Genomic DNA, 10,289 nt, shown 5'->3' on the forward strand with positions numbered 1-10,289 from the left:
ATCAATATTGAGAGACCCACCGCCTTCGCGAGCAAGCCCGCTCCCACAGGGATGTACGCTGCACCCAAGTTTTTCTATCCCACCCCCACAGATCTTGTGCGTTGTGACCCCAACAGACAATCGCAATAGTGAACACACGGCCCGGGCATCTGCCTCGGCAGCCTCACTCAATCGATAACCCTTGGGAGAACGACTATGAAACTGCAAAACAAAGTTGCGTTGATCACCGGTGGCACCTCCGGAATCGGCCTGGAAACCGCCAAACAATTCCGCGATGAGGGCGCTCATGTGATTGTTACCGGCGTCAATCCGGAACGTCTCGAAGCAGCAACGAATGAATTGGGCCCGGACGCTTTGGTGATATCCGCAGATCTGCGCAATACCGCCGATCTGGACAAGGTGATTGCTGCCATCCGCACTCGCTACGACCACATCGACGTGCTGTTCGCCAACGCCGGTGCCGGGACTGCCGCGCCTTTGGAAGCGGTCACTGACGAGCAGATCGACGAGCAGTTTTCCCTCAACTTCAAAGGTGTTTTCTTCACCGTTCAGAAAGCGTCGCCGCTGTTGGTCAGTGGCAGCAGCGTGATTCTGACCACATCGTTTCTGAATCGTGTTGGTGCACCGGGCTTGTCGATCCTGTCCGCCAGCAAGGCCGCCGTACGTTCCCTGGCGCTGACCTTGGGCGCCGAGTTGGCATCGCGCGGGATTCGCGTCAACGCCATCAGCCCCGGCCCGATCAGCACGCCGTTTCACAGCAAGCTGGGGTTGTCGGATGCGGACCTCACCGCCGTCGCGGCGGGTATCGAGGCGCAAGTGCCGTTGGGTCGTTTCGGCGAAGCCAGTGAAATTGCCCGCACCGTGGTGTTCCTCGCCAGTGATGATTCTTCCTTCATGACCGGTTCGGAAATCATTGTCGACGGTGGCATCTCGCACTTCTGATTCGAGTGTTCCGCCGACTATTGCGAATGACCCGAACGGCTAGCGCCCGACGGGTCATTTTGCGTGGGCCTGGGCCAGCAGCCAGTACTTGAAAGCATCGCTGGCAGCCGTAGGCTCGACGCCTTCGCGCTGTACGATGTAATACGCCAACTCGCAGGGCTGAGCCTCTCCGAACGGTCGGATCAGTCGCCCGGCCGCCAGGTCCACCGCCACCAGGCTGCTTCTGCCCAGCGCCACGCCATTGCCAGAAATGGCCGTTTGCAGCACCGCCGCCGAATCGTTGATCTGTAAACCACGCGCGGCCTCGATGGCCTCATGCCCGGCCTGCTTGAGCCAAATGTCCCACGTTGGAAACGCCGGGGTGCCACGCATTGAAACATCGTGCAGCAACCGATGATGTTTGAGTGCTTCGATGCTGGTCAGCGGATGTTCGCCGGTCAGTAGGGAAGGGCTGCACACCGGGAAGAATTCATCGCCTATCAGGAGTGTGCTCAGCAAACCGGGCCAATGACCCTGGCCGAAACGAATGCCCAGATCGATACGCTCGGTGGTGAAATCCACCAGTTTACCGTTGGTGTCCAGGCGCAATTCGTACTGTGGATACAACGCCTGAAAGCCTTCGACCCGCGCCAGCAACCACTTGTCCGCGAACGCCGGTGGCACGGTCACGCTAATGGACGTGGCGGCACCTCCGGTTTTGAGCTTTTCCACGGCCGACGCGAGGTAGTCGAAGCCTGTCTGCAAGTCCGACAACACGGCGCGCGCTTCATCGGTCAGCTCCAGTCGCGCCGGGCCGCTGCGCGAGCGATGGAACAGCACCACGTTGTGGGTTTCTTCCAGGCCACGCACCAATTGGCCGATGGCGGCGGGGCTGACGTTGAGCTCTTCGGCGGCTCGTACATAACTCAAGTGCCGGGCCGCTGATTCGAAGGCCCGCAGGGCATTGAGGTGGTTGGGCGCTCTCATGGTTCAAGTTCGCAGACGTGAAAAGTGAGCAATATAGTGCCCCCAAACATTACGCAGGTGTGATCACTTGGGATGACGCGCTTTGTTTTTCGCTCGCCAATGCCGAACCAATGCAATCACCACGGCCAGCACCAAAACCCCCAGCGCAATCGGCAGTCGATAAGGTTTCAAATTGCCCAACATCGTTTCCAGCGCTTCGCCAGCCCAATACCCGGCACCGGCGAACACGGTGGCCCACACCACCGCGCCCAGAGCATTCAACAGCGAGAACCGCAACGCTGACAAACCACTGGCCCCAATCACCATCGGCCCCACCAGACGCATGCCATACAGAAAACGCACGGCAAACACCGAGGTCGACGGATAACGCGCGATCAGTCCCGTCACGCGATCGATCGCCGCTTGTTGTCGATGCAGGCGCGGCAACAGTCGTCCGCCGAAATAACGTCCACTCCAGAACAGCAACTGATCGCCCAACATCCCACCCAGGCTGGCCCAACCTATCACCGGCCATAGGTGCAACAGGTGCTGATGCGCCGCCATCCCGCCCAGAATCAGAATGGTTTCGCCCTCCAGCAAACAGCCGAAGAACACCGCCCAATAGCCGTAAGTGCCGAGCAGGTAGTGGAGATCTATGTGTTCAAACACGGCCGCTCCCCCAGACTTTCCACCAGCCGGACCAGATAGCCGTCCGGATCCTGTACCAGAAATTCTCGTTGGCCGACTTCTACCGCATCCGCGCGATACCAGACATCGGCGCAGGGGCGAAACAACGGCCACTGAACTTCGGCCAGTCGCAGCAGCAGGGGTTCAACTGAATTGACGGTGATCTGAAAGTTGATGCCGCGACCCAGCGGTGCTTCCAACGGCCCGGTCAGCCATTGGCCTTCGTCTGGATCGTATTGCTCAAGCATCAGTTGAACGCCATTTTGGTCGAGATAGGCAAAACCAACTTCGGGACGTTCATAGGCGATGTTGAAACCGATCAGCGACGTCCAGAAGTGCAGGCTTTTTTGAATGTCGGCGACCATTAATTCAGGGACTAACTTGCTCCGTGCAAACATGACGCATCCTAGGTTAGCGGGGTGGTAACGCGTTGATGAACGTTGTGATGTCAGACCGGTTCTTCAGTTGCAGTTTCGAACCGCGGAACCCTTTGAATAAACGCTGATGAGCCTGGAATCCACTGGACCCTTCACGACTTCGGTAGCTGCCGGCCCATTCCAGTAACGCTTTGAGCAACTCATCGTGGGTATCGCGCTGGGCTTCTCGCTGACGGATTTGGGCGACGCAATCCTCGTCGTCCAGACTCAGCCAGATCAACGTTGTCGCTTGGGGCAGGAGTTCGCTGATGATCCAGCCGTAGACGCCTTCGATGATCCAATAGTCTTCACCGGCGGCTACCTGTGCAATGGCCAGGGCTTCATTTCGAGGCCGGGCGATGCTGTGTTCATCGGAGATCCAGTGAATCCGGTCGAGATCGATCCACGGCACATGCTGCCGTTCGGCCAGGCGCTTGGCCAGCCAACTCTTGCCCGCGCCGGAGTTGCCGATGATCAGGGTTCGGGCGAGGTTCATGCCGAGTGATTGAGTCATGATCATTGGCTATTCAATTCAGCGAAGAGCACGTATGGGAGCGGGCTTGCTCGCGAAGGCTGCTTCACATCCAGCCCATGTGTTGAAGGTTATACCGCTTTCGCGAGCAAGCCCGCTCCCACAGTGGAACTGCGCCGCCCACTGTAGGAGCGAGGCTTGCCCGCGAAGAGGCCGGCACATTCAATATTTTTATCGACTGACACCCCCCAGGTTCAATGGCTACTCCGGCGCAACCATTCGAGTGCGCGGCGAGCCATCGGCGTTGTGCTGATAGATCTCCCGCGGCTGGCCCTTGTCATTAAACAGCACCTGCCCGATCCCCGCCGAGTTCCATAGCCGTTCGCCCGCTTCAGCATGTTCGGGAATGTGCGGGACGATGCGCATGCGTCGGCGTTTGGTCAGCCAGTTCAGCGGCGAGCGGGGCGAGTAGAGCCAGCGGTTCAAACGATCAAACCATTCGAGCAAGGCCCGGGGGAATTCGTTTTTGATCCCGCTGCTGGTGATCTGCCAGATTCGCGGGCCGGCCTTGCGGTGTCGGATCAATACTTCGTAGACGAAGGAATAATGCACATCACCTGACAGCACCACGTAATTACCCGGCGTACGTGAGTGTCGGAAAATGTTCAGGATGACTTGGGCGGCGCCGCGATGGGCCATCCAGTTTTCGGCGTCCACCAGCAGCGGAAAGCCGCACCAACTGAAGACTCGCTGCACGGTCTCGATCAGCTTGACGCCGAAGATCGGCGCCGGCGAAACGATGATCGCTGACGGGTGATCCAGCAGTTCCTGTTGCAACTCGCTGAGGGCTTCCCAGTCCAGCAGGCCGGAGGGTTGCTTGAGGTTCATCTCGCTGCGCCAGCGTCGGGTGCGGGTGTCGAGCACCACCAGGGCGGGAGTGGTTGGCAAGACGTAATGCCAGTTCTGGAAACTCAACAATTCGTCGATCAGGTTGTCTTGAGCCGTGCTGTCGAGATAGCGCTCGGTGGTGCTTAACGAAACGCTTTTCTCCAGCACCGCGCCGAACGCATCCGGGTTGTTACCCCACCCCTGACACAGCATATAAGCGAGCAACGCATTGCCGATGATGCGCTTGGAGAACGGATGCCCGTAGGCCGTTTCCTCCCATTGCGCGGAAAGGTTCCAGTCATCGGTAACATCGTGGTCGTCGAAAATCATCAGGCACGGCAGATGCGCCATCGCCCGGCCAACGCCACCGAGGCCGGCCTTGAAGGCATCGATGCGGGTCTGTTCAAGGGTATAGCGCTTGAGTCTTTCAGGTGTCAGCGCCGGTGGCTGCGGATCGATCAGCGTCCAGGCGGTAGGCGACCAGACCAGCAGGTACATCGCCATGACTTCGGCGAAGGTCACCAGGTGATTGTCGGCGCTGCTGCTGGTGAAAATCGGCTTACGGGCACCGCCGAAAAATCGCTCACGCAGGGTTTCATTGCTCTCAAGCGCCGGTAACAAATCCGCACGATGGTAGTAACTGGCCGGGTGTTCGTAGAGCTTGGCGCTGTCATTGACCACGGCGCCTTCGAGGTGCTCGTCGAACAGCCCCAGCCGCTGGATCAAGGCATGGATCGCCCGCAGCATCGGCCCGGCGACATCGTCGGCATAGACCTGATCACCGCTCATCATCAACAGGGCCGGGCGGTCGGCCGCTTCATGCTCCGTCGCCAACAAACGATCGACACACAGCAAACCGTCCGCCGCCGGGTGATGCGGTTTGCGGCAAGAGCCGTGCAGCAACTGATCGATTTTTGAGCGCAGGACGAAGTTTGGGCGGCAGCCGCCGCCGTAAAGCAAGTGCGGCGCCCAGTCGGCGATGCCGGCGTCGTCAATCAGCAAGTCGTACTCGATCAACGTGTCCCAGGGCAGGGCGGTGTCCAGCGGCACATCGATCAAGTGAACAAAGGCATGGGTGCCCGCCGGGATGATCGTGCACGTCGTGGCATCGAGGCAGATGTCGCTCATATTTTGCAGACGCAACGTCAGCGACAACGGCCGGGATCCTACAAGCCACAGCACCAACCGCGTAGGTTCAAGGCGCCGCAACAACGGCCCGACGAGGACGGGTGGCAGGGATTGGTGATCGTCGGGCGGTGGCAATGGCATGGACATCCGGGTTCAAGACTGAAGCTGTAGAGACGCCGGATGATAGCGCAGCTGGTGTAAATGAATCGTTGCCGACTTATATGGTGTGCTTGGGCTTGTCTTGCTGCAACTGCCCAGGCCCCAGAAATAAGAAGGCCCAAACATAATGCCGGACTAAGCCAACACCAGAGGTTCGGGCGCGATTGCGACGATTTTCTGGGATGACTCCGACGGAGTCAATACGGCGAATTCGGCTTGTCGGCTTTCCTTACTACGACCTCACCATTCGCCACCAACCACCGAAACAAATCACTCACCGACACCGTATGGCTCCTCTCCATCCAGCGCACCAGCGCCGGCCCATAGTGTTCGGTGTAACGGCTCAGCACCAATTCGCGACAATCCGCCGACAAGCGCAGGGTTATCTCCCGGCAGTGCAGATTGGCCGGGCCGTTCTGGGTCACCCGTTGTTGCAGTATCAAACTTTTGCTTTCAGAACCCATCGGCCGGCGCTCCTGTGCATTGAGCTTTGGTTGACTGCGGCGAGCCTTGTTTGCCATCCGCCACGTAAGTCGCACGATGCTCGGCCACCACGTTGCGCAACGCGCTGTAATAATCCGGCAGTTTTTTCAGGCTGTCGGTCAGCGGCAAGGCTTCTGCGCGACCGTCGACGATGCCGCCAACCGTGTTGATCGTCGAGAGCGTGTCCACGGTGTCGCTGTTGTTGCCGAACGGGTCGACTACAAAACCGAGCACACGGCCGGCGGCGTCGCGACTGTTGGAGGTGCCGAGCAGCGGCAGTTCGACGATTGGGCCATTGCCGATGCCCCACACGCCGAAGGTCTGGCCGAAGTCTGCGTTGTGGCGCGGGATGCCGACCTTGCCGGAGACGTCGATCAACCCCACCACGCCGACGGTGGTGTTGAGCGCGAAACGCCCCAGGGTGTTGACCGAGCGCATCGGGTTGCCTTGCAGCAAGTCGTTGATAAAGACCTTGGGCTCGCCAAAGTTCGCGACAAAGTTATGCACACCGGTCTGGAAAAAGTCCGGCAGGTAACGATAGCCGCGAGCAACCGGCGCCAGAGCGTAGTCGTCGAGCACCCGGTTGAAGGCGAACACGCCGCGATTGAGCGGTTCCGCCGGGTCGTACACCGTGTAGTTGATTTCGGCGCAGGTCACGCGGGTGTCGGACGGCGGCTGACTGCTGCAACCCGCCAACCCGGCGGCCAGCACAGCAATCGAGGTGTTGCGGGCCAGCCAGGGAGCACATTTGAAAGGCAACATGGACGCAAGTCTCGGGAGGAATTCGCCGACATGCTGGGCCCCAAGCCTTGCGCAAAGATGTCCGGTTTATTGCGCCGATGACGTTTTATTGCACGATTGAAATATATGACGGGCCGGCGTGAATGGTTTTAGATGGCGGTTCCATTCGGCCCTTAAGTGACCTGCGGTGAACAGCCTGTTAATTGTGGACGACGACCTTGAGGTCCTCGATCTGCTGAAAAAATTCTTCGTGCAGCACGGCTACAGCGTCGCGGTCGCCACCGACGGTGCGTCGCTGTGGGCGGCCATCGAGCGACAGGCGCCAGACCTGATCATCCTGGACGTGATGTTGCCGGGCGATAGTGGGTTGATCTTGTGTCAGCAACTGCGGATTCGCCACGCCTTTCCCATCATCATGCTGACCGCCATGGGCGAGCTCAGTGATCGGGTGGTCGGGCTCGAACTGGGCGCCGATGATTACCTGACCAAACCCTTCGACGCCCGCGAACTGTTGGCCAGAGTACGCGCGGTGTTACGCCGTGTGGACGAACGCCTCCCGGTCTTGCAGGAACGGCCACGGCCACTCATCGACTTCGCCGACTGGCACTTGGACGTGACGCGCCGTGAATTGCGCTCGCCGGACAACGTGATGATTCCGCTGTCGGCCGGCGAGTTTGACTTGCTGCTGGTCTTCGTCGAACACCCGCAACGCATTCTGACCCGCGAGCAATTGCTCGACCTGGCGCGCGGGCATAGCCATGAAGCGTTCGATCGCAGCATCGACGTCCAGGTCAGTCGCTTGCGGCGCAAACTCGAATCCGACACCAAGCGCCCGGCGATGATCCGCACCGTGCGCAATGGCGGTTACCTGTTCACCCCCAGCGTGACGCGGCGATGAGTTGGCTGAAGCGGATTCGCGCCCGAGACTGGCCGCAAGATACGGTGGCGCGCTGGATTGCCTTGACGATCATCCTGGCCATGCTGATTTCCCTGGCCCTCAACGGCTTGTTTATCCAACTGGCCGGCGTGTGGGCGCGGCCGCCGCTGACCGAAACCGGGTTGCTGGAAAAAATAGCGGCCATCTCCCGCGTTATCGAAGCCGCTCCGGCGCCACTGCGCAGCCAATTGGCCCAAGCCGTCAGCGACAAAGGCTTCACTGCCAGTTGGCATCTGGATCGGCGTGAACTGAATCTGCCGACAGTGGATGACCCCATTTCCCACGACAGCATGGCGATCCTGCAGCCGCTGTTTAAGTCCGCAGACCGGCGAATCGAAGCCTATGAACCGTCAGACTGGACGGAAAATCCGCAGGACGCGCATTACGCGCTACTGGTCGAGCTGCCGGACGCGTCATGGCTGATGTTCTCGGCGCCTTCGCGCAGTTGGGGCCTCGACGAAGCGCCGCGCTATTCAATCGTCATCCTGCTGGTGCTGATCTCCACCGCTCTGGTCGCGCTGATCGCCACCCGACGCCTCGCCACGCCGTTGCAGCGTTTTGCCGAAGGCGCCCGACGCTTCGGCACGGACTTCCGCGCACCGCCGATCGAACCGTTGGGCCCACAGGAAATCCGCCAGGCGATCCTCGCGTTCAATGCGATGCAGGCGCAGTTGCAACACTTCATCCGCGACCGCACACAAATGCTCGCCGCCATTTCCCACGACCTGCGCGCGCCCCTGACGCGCATGCGCTTGCGCGGCGAATTCATTGAAGACACCGAGCAACAACAGCGACTGTTTCGAGACGTGGATGAAATGCAGGCGATGATCAACTCGGCGCTGGAGTTCTTCCGTGACGATGCACGGCTTGAACCGGCGACTCAGTTTGATCTGGCGGAACTGCTGCAAACCTTGCTCGATGATTACCGTGATCAGCAGATCGATATTGCGTTTAGTGGACCGCCGCGCCTGGTGTATTTCGGTCGGCCGTTGGGGCTTAAACGGGTGATGACCAACTTGCTGGATAACGCGATCAAGTACGGAAGTGAGCCGGCGATTGAGTTGATCCCGGGCGAAGGACAGGTGGAGATCAAAGTGCTGGATCGTGGGCCGGGAATTCCGCAAGCCAGCCTTGAGCAGGTGTTTGTACCGTTCTTTCGCATGGAAGGGTCGCGGAACAAGAGCACCGGTGGAGTGGGTTTGGGGTTATCGGCGGCGCGGGCGATTGTGTTGGAACATGGCGGGGAGTTGAAGCTGCGCAATAGAACGAAAGGTGGGTTGGCGGCGTTGGTGGTGTTGCCGGTGCAGGTGGGGTAGGCGGCACTTATCCCCCGATAACTGCCGGCCCCAACGTAATACCTGAAACTTCCTAACGGTCGGTTTCGGCAACTTTCAAATCAAGCAGATGCCATCGCGCGTAGTCACCGTCCTCGGTAGCCAGATATTGCAATGAGCATTCGAATTTGTAGGGGACGGACTGGCCCACGTTGTTATCCGCAGTCAACTGGCCATGGATGGTGTAAGTCTGATCCTTGTAGCGTTGGGAGGTGGCACCCGGCGAATTGGCCAAATGTCCCGACTGCGGAAAACGCAGTTTGCCGCTGATAAAGACTTGGCACAGGGTGAGTGCCAGTACTGTCTTGTCAGCATCGGGCTTGTCACCGATTTTTTGCTGCATCGCATCTAACATGCTGCGTCCGTTTTCGGGCAGTAAGTCGCGGATCATTTTCTCGGAAAGCGTGTTGGGCAGCATGCTTTTGTTGTAGGGCAACAAGGCCGACTCGGGAGGCGAGTCCTCACTTTTGGCTTCGGTTGGGATAAAAACAAACTCCGGCAGGTTGTCAGCCGCAACTTGTTTTGCAGGCGTCGATACTTCAGCCGCCGCAGGCACGGCCTGTTCAGGCTTGGGCTTCGACGGAAAAATCGACAGCGTGATGGATAGCATCACCGCCCCGACCATAAACCCCGAAACCGCTCCGGCGATATTGCCGAACAGCAGACCCCAACTGCCGCGATTCTTGACCACCCAGTGCCACATGAATCCCCAAACTATCGCGAACACCAAAAACCGCAAAAACTCCATGCCATCCATTCCTTAGTTTGCAGCTGCTCGAACATTCGCTCTAAAGCTGTAAATACGTGGCGAGAAATGAACCCGTCGTCCACGCGGCGAACCCGCCACACAATCCACCCAACAATTGAGTGGAAAATTGTTTGCGGCCCGCCGCAATCCAATTCCATATACCAAAGCCGATACCCATGGACGCCATGACCAACAGGGTCCACGGCATGATGTCCGGGTGCAGGAACGGCAACGATGATGCAGCCTGGAACAGTGTCAGCGCCACGGTGCCGACAATAAAGCCGCTGATGGCGCACGCCATGAAGACGAAAGTTTTAGACCAGTTTCTATTTTGGTGCTCCACCCATGTCCACATCAGGAAACTTGCGCTGACGAACACTATCTTTTCCATTCAATCCTGTCCCTTCCG

12 protein-coding genes are annotated in these 10,289 nt (G+C 59.1%); 3 read left to right on the forward strand and 9 right to left on the reverse strand.

Features of this window, described 5'->3' with window-relative positions; translation table 11 throughout:
• The first annotated feature begins 195 nt into the window (after positions 1-195).
• The gene (locus tag BK667_RS32310; RefSeq protein WP_123600024.1) at positions 196-942 is read left to right on the forward strand and encodes an SDR family oxidoreductase; all 747 of its coding nucleotides are present in this window, start codon (positions 196-198) and stop codon (positions 940-942) included.
• A 54-nt stretch (positions 943-996) separates the two neighbouring features.
• Here the strand turns inward: BK667_RS32310 and BK667_RS32315 are convergent, their stop codons facing one another.
• From BK667_RS32315 to BK667_RS32345, 7 genes are all read right to left on the reverse strand, one after another.
• Complete coding sequence (locus BK667_RS32315) at positions 997-1,908, reverse strand: LysR substrate-binding domain-containing protein (RefSeq protein WP_123600025.1); 912 nt, start codon at positions 1,906-1,908, stop codon at positions 997-999.
• A 63-nt stretch (positions 1,909-1,971) separates the two neighbouring features.
• Complete coding sequence (locus BK667_RS32320) at positions 1,972-2,556, reverse strand: DedA family protein (protein ID WP_123509284.1); 585 nt, start codon at positions 2,554-2,556, stop codon at positions 1,972-1,974.
• Entirely contained in the window at positions 2,541-2,972 is a 432-nt protein-coding gene (locus BK667_RS32325; RefSeq protein ID WP_123600026.1) for a bleomycin resistance protein, read from the reverse strand. Before BK667_RS32325 ends, BK667_RS32320 begins: the two co-directional genes overlap by 16 nt.
• A 13-nt stretch (positions 2,973-2,985) precedes the next feature.
• A complete protein-coding gene (locus BK667_RS32330) occupies positions 2,986-3,504 on the reverse strand; it encodes a P-loop NTPase family protein (protein WP_259698298.1) in 519 nt (172 codons plus the stop codon).
• Between the two features lie 219 nt (positions 3,505-3,723).
• The gene (locus BK667_RS32335; RefSeq protein ID WP_123600027.1) at positions 3,724-5,625 is read right to left on the reverse strand and encodes an alkaline phosphatase D family protein; all 1,902 of its coding nucleotides are present in this window, start codon (positions 5,623-5,625) and stop codon (positions 3,724-3,726) included.
• 209 nt (positions 5,626-5,834) lie between these two features.
• Positions 5,835-6,101, reverse strand: coding sequence for a hypothetical protein (locus tag BK667_RS32340; protein ID WP_123600028.1), 267 nt, complete (start codon positions 6,099-6,101; stop codon positions 5,835-5,837).
• Positions 6,091-6,882, reverse strand: a complete 792-nt coding sequence (locus BK667_RS32345; RefSeq protein ID WP_123600029.1) for an MlaA family lipoprotein — start codon at positions 6,880-6,882, stop codon at positions 6,091-6,093. The genes BK667_RS32340 and BK667_RS32345 overlap by 11 nt, the downstream gene beginning before the upstream one ends.
• Positions 6,883-7,048: 166 nt before the next feature.
• On the opposite strand from BK667_RS32345, the gene BK667_RS32350 reads away from it, so the two are divergent.
• Complete coding sequence (locus tag BK667_RS32350; RefSeq protein WP_123600030.1) at positions 7,049-7,759, forward strand: response regulator; 711 nt, start codon at positions 7,049-7,051, stop codon at positions 7,757-7,759.
• The gene (locus tag BK667_RS32355) at positions 7,756-9,114 is read left to right on the forward strand and encodes an ATP-binding protein (protein ID WP_123600031.1); all 1,359 of its coding nucleotides are present in this window, start codon (positions 7,756-7,758) and stop codon (positions 9,112-9,114) included. Before BK667_RS32350 ends, BK667_RS32355 begins: the two co-directional genes overlap by 4 nt.
• A gap of 52 nt (positions 9,115-9,166) precedes the next feature.
• Here the strand turns inward: BK667_RS32355 and BK667_RS32360 are convergent, their stop codons facing one another.
• Together BK667_RS32360 and BK667_RS32365 are read right to left on the reverse strand one after the other, a co-directional pair.
• Positions 9,167-9,880 carry a hypothetical protein gene (locus BK667_RS32360; protein ID WP_123600032.1) on the reverse strand — a complete coding sequence of 238 codons (714 nt, stop codon included), beginning with the start codon at positions 9,878-9,880 and terminating at the stop codon, positions 9,167-9,169.
• Between the two features lie 40 nt (positions 9,881-9,920).
• Positions 9,921-10,271, reverse strand: a complete 351-nt coding sequence (locus BK667_RS32365) for a hypothetical protein (RefSeq protein WP_123600033.1) — start codon at positions 10,269-10,271, stop codon at positions 9,921-9,923.
• Positions 10,272-10,289: the final 18 nt, after the last annotated feature.

This window comes from Pseudomonas frederiksbergensis (assembly GCF_003732705.1).
GTDB lineage: Bacteria > Pseudomonadota > Gammaproteobacteria > Pseudomonadales > Pseudomonadaceae > Aquipseudomonas > Aquipseudomonas frederiksbergensis_F.